The sequence below is a fragment of the Psychrobacter sp. AT9 genome (assembly GCF_047272965.1).
Taxonomy (GTDB): domain Bacteria; phylum Pseudomonadota; class Gammaproteobacteria; order Pseudomonadales; family Moraxellaceae; genus Psychrobacter; species Psychrobacter glaciei.
In genome coordinates, this window is sequence record NZ_JBKOTW010000001.1 from 1384920 (window position 1) to 1410044 (window position 25125).

At 41.5% G+C, this 25125-nt stretch carries 23 protein-coding genes; 9 read left to right on the plus strand and 14 right to left on the minus strand.

Annotated elements, in window-relative coordinates; all coding sequences use genetic code 11:
* Window positions 1-281 precede the first annotated feature (281 nt).
* From ACMFL8_RS05955 to ACMFL8_RS05965, 3 genes are all read right to left on the minus strand, one after another.
* Entirely contained in the window at window positions 282-1649 is a 1368-nt protein-coding gene (locus ACMFL8_RS05955) for an MATE family efflux transporter (RefSeq protein ID WP_240215974.1), read from the minus strand.
* A 484-nt stretch (window positions 1650-2133) separates the two neighbouring features.
* Window positions 2134-3174, minus strand: a complete 1041-nt coding sequence (locus tag ACMFL8_RS05960) for a hypothetical protein (RefSeq protein ID WP_413190358.1) — start codon at window positions 3172-3174, stop codon at window positions 2134-2136.
* Window positions 3175-3330: 156 nt separating this feature from the next.
* Entirely contained in the window at window positions 3331-3828 is a 498-nt protein-coding gene (locus ACMFL8_RS05965) for an EVE domain-containing protein (protein WP_413190359.1), read from the minus strand.
* A gap of 383 nt (window positions 3829-4211) precedes the next feature.
* Here ACMFL8_RS05965 and hemW point away from each other — a divergent pair, with 383 nt between their 5' ends.
* Window positions 4212-5534, plus strand: a complete 1323-nt coding sequence (gene hemW, locus ACMFL8_RS05970) for a radical SAM family heme chaperone HemW (RefSeq protein WP_413190360.1) — start codon at window positions 4212-4214, stop codon at window positions 5532-5534.
* Between the two features lie 123 nt (window positions 5535-5657).
* On the opposite strand, the gene ACMFL8_RS05975 is transcribed toward hemW, so the two are convergent.
* Window positions 5658-5798 carry an entericidin A/B family lipoprotein gene (locus ACMFL8_RS05975; RefSeq protein ID WP_189584958.1) on the minus strand — a complete coding sequence of 47 codons (141 nt, stop codon included), beginning with the start codon at window positions 5796-5798 and terminating at the stop codon, window positions 5658-5660.
* A gap of 362 nt (window positions 5799-6160) precedes the next feature.
* On the opposite strand from ACMFL8_RS05975, the gene ACMFL8_RS05980 reads away from it, so the two are divergent.
* Window positions 6161-6724, plus strand: a complete 564-nt coding sequence (locus ACMFL8_RS05980) for a tRNA (cytidine(34)-2'-O)-methyltransferase (RefSeq protein WP_413190361.1) — start codon at window positions 6161-6163, stop codon at window positions 6722-6724.
* A gap of 75 nt (window positions 6725-6799) precedes the next feature.
* On the opposite strand, the gene ACMFL8_RS05985 is transcribed toward ACMFL8_RS05980, so the two are convergent.
* The 4 genes from ACMFL8_RS05985 to tusD all read right to left on the minus strand — a co-directional run bounded on the left by ACMFL8_RS05985 (window position 6800) and on the right by tusD (window position 8386).
* Window positions 6800-7135, minus strand: a complete 336-nt coding sequence (locus tag ACMFL8_RS05985) for a TusE/DsrC/DsvC family sulfur relay protein (protein ID WP_026037337.1) — start codon at window positions 7133-7135, stop codon at window positions 6800-6802.
* Window positions 7136-7149: 14 nt separating this feature from the next.
* Window positions 7150-7479: a hypothetical protein gene (locus ACMFL8_RS05990; protein ID WP_413190362.1), complete on the minus strand. Its 330-nt coding sequence runs from the start codon at window positions 7477-7479 to the stop codon at window positions 7150-7152.
* Window positions 7480-7533: 54 nt separating this feature from the next.
* Window positions 7534-7857: a hypothetical protein gene (locus tag ACMFL8_RS05995; protein WP_413190363.1), complete on the minus strand. Its 324-nt coding sequence runs from the start codon at window positions 7855-7857 to the stop codon at window positions 7534-7536.
* A 67-nt stretch (window positions 7858-7924) separates the two neighbouring features.
* Window positions 7925-8386, minus strand: a complete 462-nt coding sequence (gene tusD / locus ACMFL8_RS06000; RefSeq protein ID WP_413190364.1) for a sulfurtransferase complex subunit TusD — start codon at window positions 8384-8386, stop codon at window positions 7925-7927.
* Between the two features lie 580 nt (window positions 8387-8966).
* On the opposite strand from tusD, the gene glnE reads away from it, so the two are divergent.
* From glnE to ACMFL8_RS06030, 6 genes are all read left to right on the plus strand, one after another.
* Entirely contained in the window at window positions 8967-11834 is a 2868-nt protein-coding gene (glnE, locus tag ACMFL8_RS06005) for a bifunctional [glutamate--ammonia ligase]-adenylyl-L-tyrosine phosphorylase/[glutamate--ammonia-ligase] adenylyltransferase (protein ID WP_413190365.1), read from the plus strand.
* Window positions 11835-12394: 560 nt separating this feature from the next.
* A complete protein-coding gene (locus ACMFL8_RS06010) occupies window positions 12395-13324 on the plus strand; it encodes a branched-chain amino acid transaminase (RefSeq protein ID WP_194363167.1) in 930 nt (309 codons plus the stop codon).
* Window positions 13325-13430: 106 nt separating this feature from the next.
* Complete coding sequence (locus tag ACMFL8_RS06015) at window positions 13431-14267, plus strand: glycosyl transferase (protein WP_210540623.1); 837 nt, start codon at window positions 13431-13433, stop codon at window positions 14265-14267.
* Between the two features lie 89 nt (window positions 14268-14356).
* Entirely contained in the window at window positions 14357-15238 is an 882-nt protein-coding gene (locus tag ACMFL8_RS06020; RefSeq protein ID WP_413190366.1) for a glycosyltransferase, read from the plus strand.
* 66 nt (window positions 15239-15304) lie between these two features.
* Window positions 15305-16396, plus strand: coding sequence for a glycosyltransferase (locus ACMFL8_RS06025; protein WP_413190367.1), 1092 nt, complete (start codon window positions 15305-15307; stop codon window positions 16394-16396).
* Between the two features lie 332 nt (window positions 16397-16728).
* Window positions 16729-17838 carry a glycosyltransferase gene (locus tag ACMFL8_RS06030; protein WP_413190368.1) on the plus strand — a complete coding sequence of 370 codons (1110 nt, stop codon included), beginning with the start codon at window positions 16729-16731 and terminating at the stop codon, window positions 17836-17838.
* A gap of 73 nt (window positions 17839-17911) precedes the next feature.
* Here the strand turns inward: ACMFL8_RS06030 and ACMFL8_RS06035 are convergent, their stop codons facing one another.
* The 4 genes from ACMFL8_RS06035 to ACMFL8_RS06050 all read right to left on the minus strand — a co-directional run bounded on the left by ACMFL8_RS06035 (window position 17912) and on the right by ACMFL8_RS06050 (window position 21985).
* Window positions 17912-18679, minus strand: a complete 768-nt coding sequence (locus tag ACMFL8_RS06035; protein ID WP_413190369.1) for a hypothetical protein — start codon at window positions 18677-18679, stop codon at window positions 17912-17914.
* An 80-nt stretch (window positions 18680-18759) separates the two neighbouring features.
* Window positions 18760-19773, minus strand: coding sequence for an NAD-dependent epimerase (locus ACMFL8_RS06040; protein WP_413190370.1), 1014 nt, complete (start codon window positions 19771-19773; stop codon window positions 18760-18762).
* The gene (locus tag ACMFL8_RS06045; RefSeq protein ID WP_413190371.1) at window positions 19773-20939 is read right to left on the minus strand and encodes a nucleotide sugar dehydrogenase; all 1167 of its coding nucleotides are present in this window, start codon (window positions 20937-20939) and stop codon (window positions 19773-19775) included. Before ACMFL8_RS06045 ends, ACMFL8_RS06040 begins: the two co-directional genes overlap by 1 nt.
* Before the next feature lie 44 nt (window positions 20940-20983).
* Window positions 20984-21985, minus strand: a complete 1002-nt coding sequence (locus ACMFL8_RS06050; RefSeq protein WP_413190372.1) for a capsular polysaccharide biosynthesis protein — start codon at window positions 21983-21985, stop codon at window positions 20984-20986.
* A gap of 334 nt (window positions 21986-22319) precedes the next feature.
* On the opposite strand from ACMFL8_RS06050, the gene ACMFL8_RS06055 reads away from it, so the two are divergent.
* Window positions 22320-23432: a glycosyltransferase gene (locus tag ACMFL8_RS06055; RefSeq protein ID WP_413190373.1), complete on the plus strand. Its 1113-nt coding sequence runs from the start codon at window positions 22320-22322 to the stop codon at window positions 23430-23432.
* A gap of 11 nt (window positions 23433-23443) precedes the next feature.
* Here ACMFL8_RS06055 and ACMFL8_RS06060 read toward each other — a convergent pair whose 3' ends face one another.
* Together ACMFL8_RS06060 and ACMFL8_RS06065 are read right to left on the minus strand one after the other, a co-directional pair.
* Entirely contained in the window at window positions 23444-24301 is an 858-nt protein-coding gene (locus tag ACMFL8_RS06060) for a hypothetical protein (RefSeq protein ID WP_413190374.1), read from the minus strand.
* Between the two features lie 64 nt (window positions 24302-24365).
* On the minus strand, window positions 24366-25112 hold the full coding sequence (locus tag ACMFL8_RS06065) for a glycosyltransferase (protein WP_194620402.1): 747 nt from the start codon (window positions 25110-25112) through the stop codon (window positions 24366-24368).
* Between the last annotated feature and the right edge of the window lie 13 nt (window positions 25113-25125).

The following is a 25125-nucleotide window of genomic DNA, read 5'->3' on the forward strand; positions in this document are numbered from 1 at the left end:
GAAATTTTACATATTTTGACGTAAGCTTTTCTTATGAGTAAGAAATCATCAGTGATTTATCATAGTCTATGTGGCCAAGTAGTGCCAGCATTGGTTACTAGACACTACGATTAGAGAAGAATGATATAGTCAATCCTATATAAGTTGGATACGGTGTCAGCCTTGCTTAGTCTACTCGTTGTAGTACTTTTAGTTGTAGTACTTTCGCTCGCCTTCCTTGTATCCAAATTATATTGAACCGACTATATTTAACCGACTATATTTAACCGACTATAGCAACTTTAAGCCCAAAGTATCGTGAGGCGCTTTTGTTGATAGCGTAGACGCAGGGTGAGCAGGATAGAGGATAAAAACAAACCCGTGATCAATGCCATCCAAAAACCTTGCGCGCCCACATCCGTGAAACGCACCAAATAGATGCCAAGTGGCAAGGCAACCAACCAATAGCAAAATAGCGTCACCCACATCGGTATCGTGGTGTCTTGCATACCGCGCAGTATCCCGGCAATGTTGACCTGCCAGCCATCAAATAGTTGGTAAGCAAGGGCAAAGATGAGAAGGTGCATGGCTTGTGCTCTGACTTCTACATTGTCCGTGAACGCGGCTGCCAGTTGTGGGCGGAATAGCCAAATTCCAAGCATACAAACGATGGCAATCAGGACAGTCCAGATAAGTCCGGTCGCTTGTACATGGCGCAGTGCCAGCAGGTTCTTTTCACCAAATCGATTGGATATCATAATGGTCAGTGCCATGGCAACCGAGATAGGTATCATAAACAGCTGCGATGTCACCGCCAGCGCCACTTGATGCGAGGCAGTTGCCAGCTCACCCAATGGACTGATGACCAGTGCGCCCAAGCTAAATAGACTGGCCTCAAAGAAGATTGAGATGCCAATCGGGATGCCAAGCTTGAGCAGTTTTTTTATCTGTGTACGATTGGGTCTGGCAAAACCATAAAAGAAGCGCGTGCTGGCAAATTGCTGGCGCTTAGTAAAGCTGGTATAAGCGACGAGCAATAAGACGTTTATCCATAATACTAATGCCGTTGCAACCCCGCAGCCTGCGCCGCCCATTTCTGGCATGCCAAACAGACCATGGATAAAGATATAGTTGAGTGGGATATCTGCGATCAGGCCAATGATACTAATCACTGTCACCGGCTCAGGTCGCCCAAGCGCCTCGCAATAACTGCGTAGGACGGCATAGACTGCCAGTGCAGGAAAACCAAACGACACCCCGTGTAAATACTGTGACGCTATCGGTTGGATATTTTCGGGGACGCCCATGACACCAAGGACATTGGGTGCAAGATTGACAATAATAAACCCAAGAATCCCAATCACACCTGCTGTCCATAAGGATTGCTGAGTGATATGTGGTACTTGGTTGTGTTTATTCTGTCCTATAGCTTCCCCAATGAGAGGGGTGGTGGCGATTAAAATACCCGTGGCTAATAAGAACAGAGGCAGCCAAATACCAGAGCCAACAGCGACCGCTGCCAAGTCGAGGGCAGAAACTTGACCTGCCATGATAGCATCGACGACACCCAGCGCTGCTTGGCAAAACTGAGTAATCAAGATGGGTAAGGCGAGCACGCCCAAACGTAAACTGTAGCTTTTGAAATCGGTAAAGGATATTGGCAAAGCCATAATTAGCAACTTTTCATAATTCGCGGTGGTTAGTGTTGATAGACAAATACTGTCATCGACCACTCAATAGCGAGACAGCAACAGTGGCGTTGTACTGACAATAAATAAGACAAGCAATTCGATAAGTAAAGACACTTAAATAAAAATAACCCGTCAATCCAAGTGATAGATTGACAGGTCATAAGTAGATAAGATGGTAAAGAAGCCAGACTGGGATGTCAACGTTTTAGAAAGGTTTTATGGCGCTTAGTAACATCCATCACGTTGGTTAAACCTAAGGCGTGTCTTCAATTCACTCGATAGTCATCTGAATGGGCTAAAAATGGCTAAATCTTGCCAAACATCGTCAAATAGCTGGTTAATATCCCGATATTATCTGCACTATTTTTCTTGTTTGACGGCAATTTATCTCATTTTTATCACCATTTTTGAAATGAAGACATGCCCTAGGCTTCTACAAGAAAGCCTATTATATGGCCAAAATCTATCGGGATTCTGGCAAATCTTGTACCACTGCTTGATAGCCGATCAAGTTGTTATTAGCATCGAACGCTTGCACTACGATGGCGTAGTTGGTCGAGCTGTTTGGAATCAACGGTGTAAACTGTGTCTCAAGGTTGCTCAACACGAGGTTTTGGACGTAACCATTGGCGCCAGACTCGGCTTTATTAACATCAATTTGACTGACCAATACATGCTGAGTATCGATCGGATTCTGCCAAGTAACGGTTTTTTGGCTACCATTGCCCGTTACATCGAGGTTCATCTTGCCAAGGTCGTAATCGAGCGCGTAAGTGGTAAAGTTAGAGCGATCGCTTAGGGTATAAGTCACCTTGCAGTTGTCTTCACCGCTGGACAGTTTTTGCCCGCCTAAGCCGTCTAGGTATTCAAAACTGCCTTTCCACGGTGAGCCAGCTTGTTTTTCCTCAAAGCTCCCTGCAAAAGTGGTGAGCAAGTTTGGCGTCTCTAATCCTAAGTCACTGACATACTTGACATCCAAAAACTCTAAGGTATCGAGGCTACCCGTGACTTTGCCAGCGATATAGTTATCGATTTTGAGCGCTGAGTTTATGCCCAAAGCATTATTTTCTTGGCAAGCTTGCTGCTGATAACTAAAGCTACCATCGACGCTACCCGCACCTTGATTACTGATGTCGAAGTAGACCGCACCGATATCGATGTCATTATTATCACCGTCGTTTAGCTCGACGAAGTGTCCGACATATAGACCGCCGCGTCCGCCTTCTGGAGTGAGCTTGTCTAAGAAATTATCAAATGACTCTTCTGGTAAAAATACAGATTCTAAAATCTCTGCCATACTCTTTTCGTCATCGGTCAGCTTATCTTCGGCCTCTTTATACTTTTCTTTGACCTTGTCTTCTATACGATCGTATTCATCTTTAACCTGATCTTCTACACGGTCATACTCTTCTTTGATCTTATCGCTATCACTGCCGCAAGCGCTCAGCGTTAGGCCAAGCATACTAACGGTTAATAAAGACAATACTAGTTTGGGTGCGCTCATAAACGAGTCCTGATGATTAAAATATAACGGTTATAAAAGGTTAGAATATTGCTTTTGGGTATATAGTTTTTTATTTGGGCTGATAAATATAGCAAAATTTAAAAGGCAAACGCATGAATAAGTGTTAATTGATGTCATAGAAAACATACGCAATGGTTACAGTGCAAGATTGTTATTGGCGGATATCAAATCAAGCGTTTCTGCCATATCGATGATAGCCTGACAGTGTTTGGGTTCTAGAGGAATAACGGTTAACTGCTGACAGCCTTTCCTAAGCAGCAATGAGTCCTCAAGTGCGGGCAAAAACTTGAGCTCTAATAAGGGTAAGACCTCTATAAATGCCTGTTCAAAGGTGACATCTACCATGTACCATCGTGGCTCATCTTCGGTGGCGATAGGGTCGTAGTGACGATGTTCGGGATGAAACTGGGTCGGGTCGGGATAGCCCGCTTGACTGACGGTCATAATGCCAGCAACGCCAGAGGGTTTGGCGCTAGAGTGATAAAAGAATACCTTGTCACCGACTTGCATGTCATCGCGCATAAAATTACGGGCACGATAGTTGCGCACACCATCCCAACCTTCTGTGCCTAAGCGTTGCAAATCCTGAATACTAAAAAACTTTGGGTTTGATTTCATCAGCCAATAGGCCATATCTGGTATTCCTTTATTGGTATAGTCAGTTCAGAATAAAATCGATATATTACCAGTTAGGTGTGACTGGTATAAATTTTCCTTGCTTGCTGCTATTACAGAGGCGACGAAAAATTCAGCCCAGTCACACTGCCTCTTTTTTAAAGTGAATCTACTATAGCGGTGGTTTATTAGCGACCAATTTCTGTGAGTAATGGCTATATTGCCTGTCAGATGCCAGTATTAACATAGATTTTGTGAGTGGTTTTGTGAGTTATTTTGTTGTCACGATGCTTTTCATTAAGGCCTCTAACCGTTATCCTAGCGATACTTTTTATAGCTATAGTCAATCCTACATACCAAATAAGACTAATGCCTTCGATTTTACCAATAGCGATGCTCATATGACTGATATAAACGTGATGAATATTCCGTTAGCACTTTACATTCACATTCCATGGTGTGTGAAGAAGTGCCCTTATTGCGACTTTAATTCGCATGAGCTGCCAGTAGACAGTCAGCTATCGATGTATGACGAATACGTCGATGCTTTGTTATTGGATGCTCAAATGCAGCAGTCGTTGACTCAAGGGCGTGAGATTGGCTCGATATTTATCGGTGGTGGGACGCCATCACTACTGCCGATTGCGCAGTATCAGCGTTTATTTGCGGGCTTGCGTGCGTGTTTTATATTCGCAGATGATATTGAAGTTACGATGGAGGCCAATCCGGGTACGCTTGAACACGCGCCATTTGCTCAGTATCTGGATGTCGGTATCAATCGCTTGTCAATTGGTGTGCAAAGCTTCGCTGCGGATAAGCTTGAAACTCTCGGGCGCATACACGATCCCAAGCAAGCATTATCAGCGATTAAGGCGGCACGGAATGCTGGGTTTGAACGCGTCAATGTCGACTTGATGCATGGCTTGCCGCAGCAAAGCTTGACTGAAGCACTGAATGATATTCAAATCGCGCATAATGCTGGCGCGACCCATATCTCTTGGTATCAGCTAACGATTGAGCCTAACACGGTGTTTTATCGCAGTCAGCCTATTTTGCCAGATGAGGACAGTCTCGCTGATATTGAGCAAGCCGGTCAGGCATTGCTACAGCAATTGGGTTATGACAATTATGAAGTGTCGGCATGGTCTGGTGCTTTCGATAAGCCATGCCGCCACAATGTCAATTACTGGCAGTTTGGTGATTATTTGGCGATTGGCGCGGGTGCTCATGGCAAGGTGACTGTTGATAAGAACGAATCAGATGATAACAATAAGTCAGATAATAATAAGCAATCAGGTGATCGCGCATCATTATTAAGTGAGAGCACGCTCAAGCCGTTAGAAACGCATGAAGGGTTAGACAGTGAGTTAGTAGCAGAATCAGGTATTTATCGTTTTAGTAAGTCACGTTTACCCAAGGATTATGTCGACTATCAAGATATAACTGAGACATCTCATGACAGCCAACATTTCCCAAAAATGATTGGTTGGCAACAGATTGCTAGTGACGAATTGGTGAGCGAGTTTATGCTAAATGCACTACGTCTGCACGATGGTGTGTCGTGGGCACTGTTTGAGGATCGAACAGGACTTTGCTATGACAGTGTCGCTGGGCAAGTAGATAAGCTAGTCAAGCAGGGGTTACTCGTAGATGATCGTCAGCAGCTAAAGCCAACAGTATTAGGCAGCAGGTATCTAAACCAAATATTAAGAGCGTTCTTATAACAGGACTTTGCTCGTTTTAAAGATGCTGCAAAATGATTGCTCAACAAGATAAAATATGGAAACAAAAAAAGGCTTACCAAATAAATGGTAAGCCTTTTAAAAACAAGTCTAATGAATTAATAATTAGATTTTGTTTTGAACTTCTTGAGCACTACCAGTTACAGCATCACCGGCGCCAGATACGTCTTGACCTAGACCTTTAAAAGTGTTGCAACCAGTCAATACAAACATAGCCGTCAAAGATGCAATGATTAATTTTTTCATAATAATTCCTCAAAATAAATGGGTAGTTATAAGTAACAGCAGCGACGCTAAGCAAATTGCTTAAGCCTAACTGAAGGATTACAGGATACGATAACAATGTGTATATATTATCTCGCAATCCAGTAGAGCCATCATAAAGAAAGTTAAAATATATGCCCAGTATCAAAATGTAATTTTTGCCAGTAAACTGTAACTTTTAATTACGCTTGATATATATATTCTATTCAAGATTATTTTCATATAAAGACAACGAGCGAAGCTACTAACAATAGTAGACTAAGCCAGCCTGACACCAAGTTCTATTTATATAAAATTTGCTAGAGAATTAAAATAATGTTATTCAGACAATTGATGGAGTGATAATGACTATTCATATCGTGCTGGTAGCACCCAAAATGCCTAGTAATACTGGCAATATTATTCGTTTATGTGCCAATAGTGGGGCGCAGTTACATTTGGTGAAGCCTTTAGGATTTGAGCTTGACGACAAGAAGCTACGCCGTGCAGGATTGGATTACCATGAGTATGCCCACCTGCAGGTACATGACGACTGGGCAGCTGCTAGGCAAGCGCTCATAGCATCGGACTGTCATGTCATCACAGCATTGACTACCAAGCTGAGCAAGCCATTTTATGATTATAATTTCAGTGGGCAGGTCACTGGTGATGATGGTGAAAAAAATGCGTTGCCCCCCAATATTGCTTTAGTATTCGGCTCTGAGACAGCAGGGCTGGCAGATGATATTCGTGAAAGTATTGGTGCCGACCATTGGTTACGCTTGCCCATGCTGGCAGATTCACGCAGTTTGAATCTGTCCAATAGTGTGGCGATATGTTTATATGAGATATGGCGTCAGCAGGGTTTTGTGGGTGATGAAGGTCGCAGTGTTGGTTATGACACTCTGACAGTATATGACCCTAAATAGTGGTTGATATACTTATTGATTCTGATTGGAAGTCATGTTTTAAACCTCCAAATTCGGACAGCAGTCAGTGTGACTTTATAAACAATTAGGCGGTTTAGGCAATCCAGCGAGACGATTGACGTGACGCGCGACCAATCCAGTATTAAACAATTGCTGCAACTTTTGATTACTAATATCCTGCTCAGGCAGGGTTTTCTGTAGCCATTTAATGAGCGGACGCGTGGCAGGCGCATGATTGAATTTGACAAAAAAGGCGCGCACCTGTTGTAAAATCTCTAGATGTTCAGCAATCAAGTTGATATCCAGTGTATTTGCCAGCTGCTGCGCAATCGCAGGCGACCAAATAGTGTGATCACATAAATGACCGTCTTGATCTAAGGCGATATCGGTTGTCGCCATCGTAGTAGGCATAGGTATAGGCATAATCATAAGGCAGTGGTCACCACTTTATCAAACTGGCTGTCTTGAGTCAGCTCGACCCATTCTTCATCCGTTAAAATACGGGTCAATTTGCTCTCTAAATTTAGCTTGCTAGTGGTGTTTTCTGTTAACTGCGTTATATCATCTGCTAAGGCATAAATACCTGCAATGCCATCTATCTCACTGTCATTCAAATAAGCATTGAGCCAGTCAATAAAAGCGACAGTTGTGCCTAGTAGTAGAATACTGTCACCTGTGTGCCAAGTGCGTGATATCTCTTCTGTGCTGCGTCTGAGCTTGTCCATGCTGCTATGTAATTGATATAAAGTTGCCATAAAAGTATCCGATTACGTGCTTTGTTATTTTATAAGTCTAAATTCTGTAGCGATTTAAAAGGTCAGTATCTGCTCAAAGTCTTGTGAGTTGATGACCTCTGGCACTAGTGTAAGCTGTGATGCCAAATCTGTCGGCAACATACCAGTGACCCAGCCACTAAAGACATCATCAGGTAGCCAAGCAGCTGGCATGTCATAAAGCTCAAGTGATTGAATCATGCCATGCAGCCGCGAGTCAGATTGCATCAATAAGCCAAAAACAAGGGCATCTAAGTACAGCTGGACGTCGTGTCCAAACGTTGCCAAGGTTAAAGCGAGGGCACAACCTTCATAGCTTGCCATTTCTGTTGGTGTACGCAGCTGAATCAATAATTTCATGGTTTATTCCAAAAGTTGTTTGTCACAAGCAGTCGTCGTCAAAGCAGTCGCTGTTAATAATGCGCTGTTAGAATTGTATGAGGCGACAGTTGCTTTGCATCATCATTGCCAGCTCGCTCATACCAACCAAGCTAAATCCTGTTGCCAAATTGTCACCGTCAAGCCGATGGCGAGTACCGTTTTCGCTATCACTAATTCCGCGACTGAGCGCAGTACTGACGCAGACGGGTAATGGTAACTGATAATGGTCAGCCAGATTTTTCCATTCTTGGGTCAGGTCGATCTGCTCAGCTGACTGCCAACGCAATCGATTGGCTATATGAGCCGAGTCCCCATAAAAAAAGACATTGAGCAGTGGTTGTTCAGTGGTAGCATTATCGTTGCTGCCTGTACTATTAGTGTCATTGTCATCAATATCATGACTATTCGCTGCGCTCTTTAGGTAAGCGCGTGCGTAACGTAATGCCAAGTGTGCCAATGGATGACTAGGGTCAGAAGTAATCAGTAATAATGGGGTAGTGGTCGTCATAAGGCGCAGTATCACATATTATAAATAAGAGTTTAAAAAGTACGGCCAAGTTGCTATAAATGCTTTTTATAAATTAATTTGAATGACATTATTATAGCGTCTGCGTGCAAATTTGCGTGACAGAGAACAGAGTTTATACTGATAATGCGACATACAGCGGATCATACTGTCACATCTAAGGCGTGTCATCATTTAGATTGTGCGGCTTAAAATGAGGAAAATTGCAGCCAAACAAGGAAGAAATTGCCGTAAATATGAACATATTGACAAGGTTTCTGACGATGTTTGGCTAAATTTAGCCATTTTAAGACCACTAAATGTATCCATGTGCTAATTGATGACATGCCCTAATATCGTTATATCATAAAAGAGAGGTGAGTCGTCTCTATCAAAGATGTTTATGCTAACATAAAGCGCCGCAAACCAAATAGAGTCACTGTTATTTAACGTGGTTTTATCTCAAGTGTAGGCACATTGAGTATTATTATTTGATGCTGTGACTGCCTCGTAAGAAAAAACAATAAACTTATGAGCTAGGTTCACGTAGTCTTACCATTCTATGTAAGGAGTTTTCGTCACTATGTTACCTGCTATGCCCTCACGTGTGAACAATGGTACAGATTATCAGCCTACCGTAGAACAACTGCAAGTATTGCAAACGGCAAGTGAGTTTGCTTATCAGATTTGGGAAAGTCGGACCGTTTCATGTCAGACGTTTTTACGCAGTTATCCTCTTGATCATACCTTAACACGCCAGCAAATTGATGATCTGATCCAAGATTACACGCTAGATGAAAATTACCAACTTGCTGATGAAGCCAAGGTCATGAGCGGCCTCCGAAACTTACGGATGCTGTTGATGATGCGCTGGATTTGGCAAGATGCCCTAGGCATGATTGCCCTTGAGCAATTAACCGATGAGTTATCTGAGTTTGCGGATGGTTGTATTTCATTTGCCAAGGAGTATACCTATCAGCACTTAGTTGCTAAATATGGTGAACCAACCTTTGTCAATGAGCTAGGCAATGTGCAGATCGATGATATGGCAATCATGGCCATGGGTAAGCTTGGTGCTCATGAGTTGAATCTATCGAGCGATATTGACTTGATATTTGTGCATCAAGCGCGCGGTGAGACCAATGGTGACAAAGCGAAGGGCACTCGTAGCATAGACAACAAGCGTTTTATGACTCGGCTTGGTCAAGGGATTATTAAACTACTGGATAATAAAACGGCAGATGGTTTTGTATTTCGGGTAGATATGCGCTTGCGCCCATGGGGTGATGGAAGTGATTTGGCCATTCATCTCTCAGCCTTACAGAAGTATTTTGCCTTGCATGGACGTGCTTGGGAGCGTTTTGCTTGGCTAAAAGCACGTGTGGTCGGGCAGATAGAGCCGCCATTTTATGATGAGATTCAGGCACTGATTAAACCGTTTGTCTTTCGTTATTATGTTGACTACAGTGCTTTTTCAGCACTCAGAGAAATGAAATCTCTGATTCAAAATCAAGTTGCACAGCGTGAAGACTTAGATAATATTAAGCTTGGCGCAGGCGGTATCAGAGACATTGAGTTTATTGTACAAGCTTTTCAGCTGATTTATGGTGGTCGGCATCCGCAACTACAGATCAAGCCTTGTCTACAAGCAATGCAAGTGTTGTGCGAACTTGGATATCTAGAGCAGTCAACGTACGCGCAGCTGCAAATGGCTTATCGCTTTTTGCGTCGGCTTGAGCATGCTATTCAGGCGATCAATGATCAGCAGACTCAGCGTCTACCACATGACCCTTATTGGCAGAACAACCTAGCAGTCACGTTAGCGTTTGATGACTGGGAAGCATTACTCACCCAGCTCAATCATCATCGAGACAATGTCAATGTGCCATTTGAACGTATGGTCACTGAGCGCCAAGTACCTGATAATGATGATACCGATTTAGAGCCAGAACATCTAGAAGAGCAGATTGCGCGCTTAGACGAAGTATTAACAAAAGGCAATCGTGAGTTATTACAGAAGTTTTGGCAGTCAAAAATGGTCGCTAACTTGAGTGATGAGGCCAGAGAGCGCTTGGATGATGCTTATCCTGTGATTGTCCACGCGTTACTCGCTCATCAAGAACAGCAGCAGCTGGCCAATACTGCTTTGCCACGCTTGATCGCATTGCTAGAGGCTATTTGCCGCCGGTCTATATATTTGGTGATGATTGCTGAAAACCCCAATGCAACAATCGAGCTGATACCGATGCTATCAGCCAGCCCTTGGATCGCAAAAGAGCTGGCGCAGTATCCTGTGTTGTTGGATACCTTTTTGCAGCAGCGCTATCGCCATTTGCCAGATAAGCGTGAGCTGCGCGATATCCTGCGCCAACAGTTACTGCGCGTCGAGCCTAACGATGAAGAAGAGCTACTAAGCGTTTTGCGACTGTTCAAAAAGAACCAAGTATTGGCTGTCGCGGCTAGCGATGTATTGGCTGAACGTCCGATAATGAAAGTGTCGGACTCATTGACATATATTGCTGAAGTAGTACTAGAAGCAGCGCTAGAGCGTGCTTTTGCGGAGATTGTGAACCGCTATGGTTATCCTATTGGCCAAGATGGTGATCCGGTCACTGAAGCGGACTGCGGCTTTGCTATTATCGGTTATGGCAAGCTTGGCGGGTTAGAGCTGTCGTATTCTTCAGACTTGGACTTGGTCTTCTTGCATAAGATAAAAGAGCAGGGTATGACCACTGGCGAGAAGTCAGTCAGTGGTATGAAATTTGCCGCTCGTCTGGTACAAAAGCTAATGAATTATCTCAATACTCAAACCCGTGATGGTCGCGCTTATGAGATTGATATGCGCCTGCGACCTTCGGGGAATGCTGGCATGATGGTGGTATCTTGTCATGCGTTTGAAACCTATCAAATCGATAAAGCGTGGTCATGGGAGCATCAGGCGCTGGTACGTGCTCGCGCGATTTGTGGAGACAGACGAGTCACTGCACGCTTTTGTGATATTCGCCGAGATGTGTTGTCACTGCCACGGACATTGGATCAAGTACGTAATGAAGTCACCAGTATGCGTATCAAAATGCAAAAGCATCTAGGTACCAGTCAATGGCAACAGCAAGCAGGCAAGTTTCATCTCAAGCAGGATGCAGGCGGTATTGTAGATATTGAGTTTTTAGCACAGTTTGCTGTACTGGCTTATTCGCATGAATATCCAAGCTTGACCAAATGGAGTGACAATGTGCGTATTTTTTCAGAAGTTGCTTTGCTTGGCATTTGGCAAGAGCAAGTCTGTCAGGAGTTGACCGATGCCTATCTGAGAATACGCGCTGCCACCCATCAGTTAGCATTATCAGAGCAGTCATTACTCGCTGATGAGTCGCTATGGCAAGAGACGCGAGCGTTAGTACAAGCGCAGTGGCAACACCTTATGGGTGTAGAATCAGCAGAGCAAAAATAATAGTAACTTCTTTACTTATCGTCTACTCATAATAAGGCAATGTGCTCAAACTAAATATTTTAATATAAACAAGAGCCACCTAAGCACAAACTAAAACCTTGCATTTGCCAGCATGGCCAATGATATAATCGGTCGCACATCATCATAACACTGTCAGTCGTTCGTCATAATAATGCTGTGTTTTAAGCAATAAAAATTGACGCTGTAGTGTTATCATACGATGTTGATCGATACTATTAGGGTCTGTTGAACATTCAAATATTAGGACTGCTGATCGCTAAAATCTTCCCAAACTAGGCGTAAACCGACGATAATGTCGAGACCTTAGCTAGGTTTACAACAACGTTTGGGAAGATTTTAGCATCAGCCTTTCAGGGCAAGGCTATTTTTTGCCAATACATGGCGAAATTGTCTAACCTAGAATGACTAGGCATCAAAAATTTCACTGCGTATTGTCTAAAAAGTAGCCACTGCCAGTTCCACATTTGAATGTTCAATAGACCCTAAATAAAACCTACTTAAAAAAAGTTAGACGTCAGTGCTAGCATAAGGACTATAAAATGAATATGGCAACACAAGATGGTAAACTTTGGATGAATGGCACGATGATTGAACAGCCAGATGCTAAAGTTCATGTGCTTACGCATAGCTTGCATTATGGCATGGCTGTGTTTGAAGGCGTACGTGCTTACCAAACAGCTGACAATCGCACGGCTATTTTTCGCCTAAAAGAACATACCGAGCGTCTACTGGGCTCAGCGAAAATCTTTCAAATGGATGTGCCGTTTGATGCTGCCACCCTAGAGCAAGCGCACAAAGACGTGGTCAAACAAAACAACTTAGCAGAAGCCTATATTCGTCCCCTCATTTGGGTAGGCGCAGAAAAACTTGGCTTGTCATCACGCGATAACAGCATCAACGCGATGGTTGCTGCATGGCACTGGGGCGCTTATCTGGGCGAAGAAGGTATCAAAAACGGTATCCGTGTAAAAACCTCTTCATTTACCCATCACATGACCAACGTGACCATGTGCAAGGCCAAAGCCTCTAGTAACTATCCAGTGTCTATCATGGCCAATCAAGAAGTCACTCGTAATGGCTACGACGAAGCTATTTTGATGGATCCGCAAGGTTATGTTTGCCAAGGTGCTGGCGAAAACTTGTTCTTAGTAAAAGACGGTGTGCTGCATACCCCAGACTTAGCGGGCGGGGCACTTGATGGTATTACTCGTCGTACTATCATTCAGTTCGCTGATGATTTAGGTATTAAAGTCGTTGAGCGTCGTATCACTCGTGATGAGTTTTATCTCGCGGATGAAATTTTTATGACTGGTACGGCTGCTGAAGTCACACCTATCCGTGAATACGATGATCGCACGGTCGGTAATGGCGGTCGCGGACCTTTGACTGAGAAACTGCAAACCCTGTACTTTGATGTGGTACATGGCCGCAATGAGCAGTATATGGATTGGTTAAGCTTTATTGACTGATAAAGCAGTTACTTTGAAGACCAAAAAGGCTGAACATAATTGTTCAGTCTTTTTTTTGTGCTAATATAGCCATCATATTTATTCATAATATTAAAGTGAGCAGTCAATGCCAATAGATTCTAGTACAGCAGATAATAAGAATATCAAACAAATAATCTGTATTAAATGGGGCACAAAATATGGTGCTGATTATGCCAACAAACTGTATGGCATGGTGTCTCGTAACATCACACCACCATTCCGCTTTGTCTGCTTCACTGATGATACAACAGATGTCCGTCCAGAAATCGAATGTCAAGCACTGCCGCCACTAGATGTTGCTATGCCAACCAACACACTCGGTAAATGGCCAAAATCTCGTTTGTGGGGTGAGACGCTTGGTGATTTGACGGGTACAGTGCTGTTTGTAGATTTGGATGTGATTATAGTAGACAGCCTCGATCCTTTCTTTGAATATGGCGAGCCGGATGATATTATTTTATCTTATAACCCAAGTAATCCATTAGAGCGCTTGGGACAGACGTCTTGCTTTAGATTTCAGATAGGGGCGCTTGTTTCATTGCAAGAAAAATTCAAAGCAGATCCACAAGGTATCGCTGATGAGTACCGTTTTGAGCAGCGTTTTGTCACTCGTAATGCCCCCGGCGGCGTCAAGTTGTTTCCAAAGGCATGGGTGGCACACTTTAGACGCAAATGTCGTCAGCCATTCCCGCTTAACTACTTTAAAGAGCCAAAGATTCCTAAAGGTGCTCGTTTGGTTATCTTCCCTGGTGATTTGTATCCAACGCATGCGATCGAAGGCAGATACAATAAAAATGCTGCCAATAACGCCAAGGAACATTTGAAACAGCTTACTGAGCCCAAAAACTTAAAAAGTCCACTACGTCATTTGCGCCATTTTATCTTACCAGTAGGGTGGATTGAGAAGTACTGGAAAGAGTAAGCGCAACACGGCCTAGTAAAAATTAGTATCGATGTTTTAACCCTTATAAATATCAGGGTTAGAGCATTCCCTAGTGAACGGATAGAGTTATGAAAACAAGCGATACCATCAGAGTCTTTGTTGGCTGTGATCCAAATAACTGTGATCTAGAGCAGATGATGGTTCTAGATTATAGTATTCACAAACATACCAGTGTACCTGTTGAGATAGTATGGATGCAGCTATCGCGTGACCATGATAGTTATTGGTATTCGGATCCTGAAACTGGTGAAGGGTGGGATACGACTAAGTGGTCGACACCTTTCTCTGGTTTTAGATGGGCGATTCCGGAGTATTGCAATTACTCTGGACGTGCGATTTATATGGATGCTGATGTCGTAGTTTTAGATGATTTATCAAAGTTGTGGCAGCATCCTATCGAAGGGCAGTCTATAGTAGCGGCCAAAACAAATGCTGACATGACTCGGCTATGTACTTGTGTTTGGGATTGTGAGGCCGCAAAAACTGCTGTTTTACCTATTGAAAAACTCAAAAAAAATCCGAAAAGTCATCAAGAAATGATGGCGCTATTTAAGAAAAATACTCAGTTGATTGAGCCTTACCAAGACAGTTATAACTGTATAGATGGTGAAGAGTTAGTGATAGAAGAAATTAAAATTCTACATTATTCGGATATGGGCACACAGTTTAGTCATCAATACGCAATAGCCAGAGTGAAGGAAGAAGGCTTTGAGCATTGGTTTGATGGTGAGATAATGCCGCACCCAAGACAAGATTTGTCCGAATTTTTTGATGTCTATTATAATGAGGCGCTTGCCAATGGATATCATTTAGATAATTATCGAGTAGAGCCTTTTGGAGATTTTCCGAAAAAATCTCAACAAGGCTACAGTGGTAATAAAGTCACTCGTCCGAGCGTTTCTAAATCATTATTTTCTAAGTCATTGTTTTCTAAGTTATTTAAGCGCTAGCTGTTTCGATAAAATAATTGCAGGTTTTTTTAAGTGACTAAAGATTTAATCCATAGGTTGTAGTTTATGAATCAGCACAAAAAAATAGCGTTACTCGTTATTAATTGCCTACAAGGTGGCGGTGCGGAGCGTGTGGTATTAACTTTAGGTCAAGGGTTTGATCAATTAGGCTATGAGGTACACGTCTTAAGGTTCAAACCTTTGGTAGAGTACGACTTAAGTCCAAATCTTCATTACCACGTACTCAAATTCAAACCCTATAAACTCATACCTGGATGTGAAAGGCGTGATAAAATTTTTGCGCGTTCTGTTGATAAATATATTTCACAGAATATCGGTCAGCCTGACATCATATTGTCTAACCTTGATCGAACGGATAGTATCCTGAGTAACAGTAAACTGCCCAATATCATCTATATTATTCATAACACCGTATCACTGCTCTACAAATTCAATAAAAATTGCGATGCTGAGCAGTTGAAGAAAAAAATGGTGGAGATATATACTAAGCATCCGTGTGTATGTGTCAGTGAGGGCGCTGAAAAAGATTTTATCAAAAGCTTTGGTCATATTACGCCAACGACTGCAATCCACAATCCAATTGATAAAGACAGCATTCAAAAGCAGGCTGATGCTTTCATTCCTGAATATCAAAACTATATAATCCATGTGGGTAGCTTTAAAGATGCGAAGCGTCACGATATATTGATAAAAGCCTACGCAAAAACTGATCAATCTATGCCGCTATTGCTCTTGGGTCAAGGTAAACACAAGAGCGAGATAGAGAGATTAGTCATAGAATTAGGTTTAGAAAAAAAAGTGGTGTTTTTAGGTTTTTGTGACAACCCTTTTCCCTATATTAAGCATGCACAATTTAAGATACTAACTTCTGACTGGGAAGGCTTTGCTTTGGTCATTGCGGAGGCTCTAGCGCTAGGTACTCCAGTTATTAGCACCAACTGTCCGTCAGGTCCAAGTGAGCTACTGCCAGAAATTAACTTGATGCCAATGGGCGATATTGATACGATTGCCGAAAAAATGCGCCAGGCAATGAATAATCCACAAAAATTTCATGCGCCATTTAATGAGTCACTTATGCCAGCCAGAATAGCTGAGAAATATCTTGAGTTTGCTCAAAGACTGGACTTTACAAAGTAGGTTCTATTGAACATTCAAATATTAGGACTGCTGATCGCTAAAATCGCCCCAGACCTTTTATCAAATCAGGCGTAAACCGACGATAATGTCAAAACCTTAGTTAGGTTTACAACACGTTTGGAGTGGTTTTAGCATCAGCCTTTCAGGGCAGGGCTATTTTTTGCCAATACATGGCGAAATTGTCTACCCTAGAACGACTAGGCGTCAAAAATTTCACTGCGTATTGTCTAAAAAATAGCCACTGCCAGTTCCACATTTGAATGTTCAACAGACCCTAATAAAATCACGTCACCTTTAAATTCATAACAACTATTTCTAAGAATATTTAATAAATGATTAATACTACTACCCAGATAAAAGAAGACTTCAATAAAAAAGAAAAAGTACTACTAGTTATCAATTGTCTTCAAGGTGGCGGCGCTGAGCGGTCTGTTTTGACTCTTGGACAAGGTTTTTATGAGTTAGGTTATGAAGTCCATATTTTGCGATTCAAATCTAAAGTAGCCTACGAGCTCAGTGATAATCTCTTTTATCATCAGCTGGATCTGAATGCCTATAAATCTGTACCTACTAAGCCTCTTAGACACTGGTATTTTGCAAAAATGTTAGACAAGTATGTGACTAAGGAAATTGGCATACCGATATTGACGTTATCGAATTTAGATAAAGCTGATATGGTCATGCGTCACAGTAATCTACCTAATATTGCACATATTATTAGGAATACTATTTCTAAAAAAATCGAGTTGTTTAGAAGCGAAGGTAAAAAAGTAGGAGAGAAAAAATTAAGTAATATTTATTCTCGGCATCCTTGTATCTGTGTTAGTCAAGGTGTTGAAAAAGACTTTCAATCTACCTTAGCTGTTACAAATACAACGACAATATATAACCCAATTGATCAAATACAAATCATGGAGTCGGCATCAGAATTTAAACCAGAATTTGATGATTATATTATTCATGTTGGCAGTTTTAAGACACAGAAAGCTCATGAAGTATTACTTAAGAGTTATGCAAAAACCAGTAAGACACTCCCACTTCTATTATTGGGCGAGGGTGCTTTATTAGAATCAATGAAAGAGTTAACCACTTCTCTAGGTCTAGATAACAATGTGCATTTTCTAGGTTTTCAGAAAAACCCATATCCTTATATTCAAAAAGCAAGGTTTATGGTTTTATCTTCAGTATTTGAGGGGTTTGGACGTGTTATTGCTGAGTCATTGGCTTTAGGAACACCTGTTATTAGTACAGATTGCCCATCAGGTCCAAGAGAGTTGTTACCGCCATATAACCTTGTTTCCGTAGGAGATATTGACGCTTTAGCTAAGAAGATGGATGAGGCGATGGCTAATGCTGATATCTATCAGTCTTCGTTTGATGATGAGCTATTGCCAATTAAAATTGCTCAACAATATATAGCGTTCATGACTAAAAGTGATTAGCTGCTTCTTACTTATTAATTTGAATTCAACTACATATAAAATTTACTATAGATCAGAACAAAAGAGCTCTATATTAATCCAACCACCATTTAGACCAATCATCTTTATGTAGTTGTCGTAGAGTGGCAAAAGCACTACCATTATTTTGCAGTTTTTCAAATACCGCTAATAGCATGCTTGTGGCCATTTTATCAATTTTTTGAAATTTACTATATCGTTTTCGCATATTCCTTAAGCTGTCATCAGTGCCGATACGAAAATAGGTAAGGCCATCATATAGAGACAAATCGCCGGCATACAGTATGTCGGTTTTTTCATCTAATAATGGTATGGGTTCAGCACCCGGAGGTGTTTGTAAAAAGTTTTTGGTCTCATAGGTTCGCAAGGTATTCATTAGAGTCACGACATTCATCAAAATAGCCGCTCTATGAGCATTGTCTGAATGGTCAACAAACGTATCGCAGGCGGAAACAATCCAGCGTAAAGATAGGTGCTGCAATAGATAATTGCTTTCAGCCTCCCAGAGCCTCTCAAATTCAGTAAATGTTTTATCTATTTTGTATTTACGGCGCATCAATATAATAAGCGTATTGTGATAAAAGCAGAGTTCAGACTCTCCTAATGATTGATACTTTAAATTGTTTAAATGGGTTTCTAAGTCTGTACTTTTACGCTTATTTGTTAGTGCCTCAATATCGCACAATGACTCAGTAATAATCGTTGCTTTCATCTCATTGAAGCTTTTGCCCCTATAATTTTTGACAACCTTACTCGCATTCAACCTTTTTTCACTTCGAAACATGAGTAGCAATTTTCTTTGCCAATTAGAAGGTGTGGTCATGTCATCAAAATCCTTTGAGAAAATACAACGATATTAAAGCTTTAACATCTATAACACGGGTTTTAGAGATAATTACTTATTCAAACTGAATAATATTGTTTATACCAAGCGACAAATTTTTCAATACCGTCTTCGATACTGGTTTCAGGCTTGAAGCCAATATCATCTACCAGCTCATCTATGTCCGCATAAGTAATCGGCACGTCACCTGCTTGCATCGGTAATAGATTTTCCTGAGCTTTTTTGCCACAAGCGTCTTCGATAGCACTTATAAAGCGCCGCAAAGTGACTGGTTGATTGTTACCAATGTTGTAAATCTTGTATGGGGCAGTCGCTGTAGTGATAGTAGAATACTGGGGAGAGGGTATTCTATTCATTATGCGAATGACGCCTTTGACGATATCATCAATATAAGTAAAATCACGCTGCATATCACCGTTATTGTAGATATCAATGGGTTCACCAGCCAGAATTTTTTTGGTAAAAGAAAAATACGCCATATCAGGTCGACCATAAGGACCATAAACCGTAAAGAACCTTAATCCTGTCGTAGGGATATTGTATAAATGACTGTAGCTATGCGCCATGAGCTCATTCGATTTTTTGGTAGCGGCATATAGGCTGATAGGAAAGTCAACACAATCAGCAGTCGTAAATGGCTGTTTGATATTCATACCATAGACAGAGCTAGAGCTGGCATAGATTAAATGCTTGATATTGTGGTGACGGCAGCCCTCAAGTATATTAACAAAGCCAACCACGTTTGAATCAATATAGGCGTTTGGGTTTTCGATAGAGTAGCGTACGCCTGCTTGGGCACCCAAATTAATAACCGTATCAAACTGATAATCAGAGAAAAGGTTTGACATAGCATCGCGATCAGCAAGATCTAACTTAATGAACGTAAAGTTTTCTGGTGTTGATACGCTATTTAATATCTCTAAACGCTCTGCTTTTAGGCCTATTTCATAATAATCGTTAAGATTATCAATACCAACGATAAAGTGGTCTTTACCAGATAAGTCTGTTTCCAGTAGCGCTTTGATCAAATGAAAACCAATAAAGCCTGCAGCACCCGTGACTAAAACTTTCATCAGTCGCTCCCGAATAGGTCTCTTGTAAATACTTTATCAGAGACATCTTGTATGTCAGCAGATAGGCGGTTTGCCACGATGATATCACTCATCGATTTGAATGCTTCTAAATCTTGAATAACTCGCGAATTAAAAAATTCACTCTCTTGCAGTGCAGGCTCATAAACAACGACTTCGATACCTTTTGCCTTGATGCGCTTCATAATACCTTGTATCGCAGAAGCTCTAAAATTGTCTGATCCACTTTTCATGACCAGTCGATGTATGCCCACGATTTTTGGCCGTTTTTCGATAATTTTATCAGCAATAAAGTCTTTGCGAGTTCTATTAGAATCGACAATAGCCTTTATAAGGTTGCTTGGCACCTCATCATAATTTGCCAATAGCTGCTTAGTATCTTTGGGTAGGCAGTAGCCGCCATAGCCAAATGACGGATTGTTATAATGGTTACCTATACGTGGGTCTAAGCCGATACCTTCTATGATTTGTTTGGTGTCAAGCCCAAAGGTTTGTGCGTAAGTATCGAGCTCATTGAAATAGGCCACGCGCATGGCTAGGTAGGTATTGGAAAACAGTTTAATGGCTTCAGCTTCAGTTGATTCTACAAATAGTAGCGGTACCTCTTTTTTGACTGCGCCTTCAAGCAATAACTCAGCAAACTGATGTGCCTGTTCAGACTGTGCGCCTACGATGATTCGAGAAGGGTAAAGATTGTCGTGTAGTGCTTTGCCTTCTCGCAAAAACTCAGGCGAGAAAATAATACGATCAGTGGCATAGCGCTCTCTGATACTAGCGGTATAGCCAACGGGCACGGTAGATTTTATAATAATAGTCGCTTGCTGATTGACTAGAAGTACTTGCTCAATCACTGCTTCTACCGTTGATGTATTGAAATAATTGGTTTTGGTATCATAATCGGTCGGCGTTGCGACGATGATGAAATCAGCCTCTTCATAGGCTGTCGCAGCATCAAGTGTCGCAGAAAAGTTGAGATTTTTATGCGATAGAAAGTCTTCAATATCTTCATCTTCAATTGGAGATTGTTTTGCATTTAATAGGTCTATTTTTTCAGGAATAATATCGACAGCGACGACTTCATTGTGCTGTGCCAATAGCATTGCATTTGATAAGCCTACATAGCCTGTACCTACTACTGCTATTTTCATAATATATCCAAAGTTGTCTTTTGTTTATTATTTTAAGTTTATTGCTATTTATTGCCATTTAACAATAATGACGAGGGTAAATAAGCTGAGAATTTTTGCACCATAGCAGTGGTGATTTTTTGATAGGAGTTCGCTTCAAGTAAATCCAGACTTTGTATGCACCCATATTTAATAGACTTTTTGTGCAAATCGGTTATAAAGTCCTCGACACCCTTCTCATTTTTTAGATAGTTGATAGACGTATCGGGTTTCAACTCGGCTTGGCCTTTTTGGATTTTTAAATGATTCATCAGTGTTATGGGGTTTACTTGCGCAACATTTCTGAATTTGTACTTTATTTGCTCTGTCAATAATTGAGGATTATCCAACAAATGGGCTTTTAAAATATTTTTATCGACAATATGAGGATAGTGATGAATCTCAAAAAATTTATCCATATCAAGTATTTTAGCACTTAACATTTGCGCTATCGTGTGCCTCGGTTGTATCGGTGTTCCAAACAGTTTGAAGCGAGATTTTCGAAAATTAAGCTTGGCATTTAATGCAGCACTTTTACGCCACTGTCCATGAATGATAATTTTTTCACCGTCCAAAAAGTCATTGATCCTCACGGGCTGATTAAAAAAGAAATCGTCATTCATATAGATGAAATAGTCAGACAGTCCTTTAATATTCCATATCATCGTCTCAATCGATCGGGTATTGAAAGTGGGTAAAAACTGCTCGTAACCAACGAACATCTCTTTATGATCCACAATACGTATTTTATCTACTGAACAGATATTTTGCTTGGCAAAATCATCGATGAATGCTGGTCGTTGTTGGTCGGTGACAATATATATATGACGACAAAAAGGCACGTATTTAATGATAGACGCTATATTATAGTATATCTCGTCGTCACTAGCGAAACGCGTGGCCGTGATCGCATCTGAAGCGACTACTTTGCCTGATTTATAACTTTCTCTCTTTTGTTTGAGCATGGGATCTGCACCATCCACCCAGGCGATGACAACATCTAATGTTTTCTCGTCAGGTTGCTTCATGACTGATCCTATTTTTTGTAAACATGTTCTATCAACACGCTGATGTTTGTATTAGCTACATCAATCCAGCGATGATATTTGTTGATATGAGTATTGACAAGGTTTAGTTGGTTTATACAATAAAAATTGATGATTATTTTGCTATGCTATGGTTTGTTATGCTATGGGAAATCAGGCAAGCCATGACTATCCTTCAAGCAATAAAAGCAAAGGTCTAAAGGTAGATGAGACTAGCATATAAAGTCAGAACGCTGCAATAATTATGACTATTGATACACTCATTTGGCTGATCCTTCCTACTTATACCTCAACAAAATTGTGAGCTGAGACTCTGATGCCACCTATTATTCTACTAATGCTAAAGGCGCTGGAAGGTCGCGGCGCTGAGCGCATGGTCACGACTCTGGCACGTGCTTATGCTGATTTAACCTATGACGTTCATGTGCTTTGTCTCGAATATACTCAAGATATGCCATTAGATTCACGTGTTCAATATCATGTAGTGCCATATGACGAGGTGTTTTCTGAGCAAAATATCGAGCCACAATCTAACCAAGCACAGGCCTATGAAGCAGTCGCTAGGCGTATCGATGATTATGTACTGAGTCAAATAGGAACACCAGATCTGATATTGACCAACATCTATAAAATAAACTGGATTATGGCATATAGTCGATTACCAAATATCGTAAATGTACTACACACGGCGCTATCTAAGCAGTTTCAGAATCTATTATTAGATGCGCCGGTACAGACTATAAATCATCTAAAAATGGTCTATGGCGCCCATCCGTGTAGCTGCGTCAGCGATGGGGCGCGTCAGGATTTATTGGCACTGATAGGCAATGTGAATAAGACGACGACCATCTATAATCCTTGCGCTGTCGATGACATACAAAAAGCCGCCAAGCAATCGTTAGCGCTCAGCCAATTCGGTATAACGTATAAAGGCTATATGATTCACGTTGCCTCGTTCGATAGCATGAAAGGTCATCACGACTTACTACATGCCTATGCCAAAACAGCACGGCGCTATCCTTTAGTCTTGGTGGGTAAGGGGATGCTGGAGAGTGAGATTAAACAGTTAGCTACGGCGCTTGGCATTGACGATTGTGTGAAGTTTCTTGGTTTTCAAGCCAATCCTTATCCATTGATTGACTCAGCGGCTTTGCTGATAATGAGCTCTAAGTTTGAGGGTTTTGGGTATACCATCGTTGAGGCGCAAGCGTTAGACGTACCTGTAATAAGTACTGATTGCCCGTTTGGTCCAAGGGAGCTGTTACCCGCTAAGAGCTTAGTACCAGTAGATGACATTGATGGGTTGGCTATGCTCATCGATCAGACAATAGACGATCCAACACACTATATAGTACCGCTAAATCAGCAACTACTGCCGAATCACATCGCCCAGCAATACTTAGCGTTTGGTTCAGTGTTGAATTCATGAGGTAATAAGTATTAGAGATCATCGAATAGGGTTTTGGAGACAGGGGAGTGATTAATGACGGAGACACCATGCGACTTATAAGTTCTACTTAGCAAGTTAAACGAAGGTACAATGCGCTCGCTCATGACCTTACTAAGCATACTTGGGGCGCTGTTGTTCTTGTTTTCGTAGAAGCGTGGCTGCTCACTGTTGAGCAAATCGATGCCGTATAAGTGGATAGTAGCCGCATGACGTGAGAAAGCCAACTGCGTGGCCACATAAGCGACAGTTCCTGCCTCTACAAAGCCATGCGTAATATTTAGAGATACGCCGATATTAACTGCTCTATAGCTGTCATCAATAATAAAATCTGGATGGTTGATAAAGTATGATAACGGCATTTTCTTATTTAGTAGCTTTTTCTTAAAAATCAGCTTACTAAATGACAGCTTATTTGATTTGACGCCCCATGGTCTGTCTACTGGATACAACACACGCATGACGTGATGGTAAGTCCGCATGATATTGGGAAGGGCTGTTGCCATCGCTTCAAACACAGCTAGCGTTGCATACAGAGGTTGACCAGTATAATACTGCTGTAAAATCTCAGGTTGATGGTGGATAAAGCGCGCATCGCTAATGACATAGCCGACGATATCGGTGAAGCAATATTTCTCAGTTAGACTGATACTACCATTGACAAAGATAGTAGGCGTGTCCAATAGCTCTAATAATGGTAGTTGTTGTATAGAGGGGCCTGAGGCGATAATATTAACGTTTTTCTTGTGCAGGCTTTGCTCTGGCTCATTGGCATTAAAAGCATCGATAACGATGAGCTCATTATCAATATTAAACCTAGCCGTAGCAGGTAACCTCAAGTATAGCGCCATACTATTTCCTAGTAGTTGACTTCTTCCCAGTAGTTGATTTCAAATATCGTTATTATTTAAACGATCATTGCCAGTGATTCTTTAACCATGGGCTTGGTTTTACATGTCGATACCATTTACCGCCGCCGCCAGCAATGGCGTCTGGTGGATTGATCTCACCATGAAAAATAACGATTTTTGCATCATCAGGCAAAGTAGGTTTACGCACTAGGTTAAAGGGAATGGGCGCGATACATTGGTATTTGAAGCTAACGCACCATGTCTTATCCCAATACTCTAAGTGGTGATATTCATGTAAGTAGTTGGATAGATAGGCTTGCTCGTGACGAACTTGGGTACGAATGGTCTCAAAGTTACGTTCAAAGTTTGCCAGCAAGTCGGGATAGGTATTCATACCAATATTAAAGCGATAGACCGAGCTGTTACCAATCATCCGCCATGGTTTTTTCCAGTCACGGATAATGACGACGCTATCATTATATTTGGCTTTATAAGTAAAAAAACTATCAATATTATCAACGATAACGATATCGATATCTAAAAATAGCGCTACCCCTTTTAGATCATATAAATTTGGCTTAAAAGTCGTCAGTTTTTTCCAGCCACGTTCAGGACCATCTGGTAAATCCATTTCAGGTATAGGGTAACAGGCAATAGCAGTGTCGATACCTGTACTGTCATCGGTTAAGCAGATCATCTGAAAATCTAATGTTAAATGGCGATTGACCATGTTATACAGACGATTGACGTATTCAGGGCCGTACTTATCGCCCCATTTCATACAAATAATATACCGTTGTCCAGCACGCATGGTGTCTTTTTGC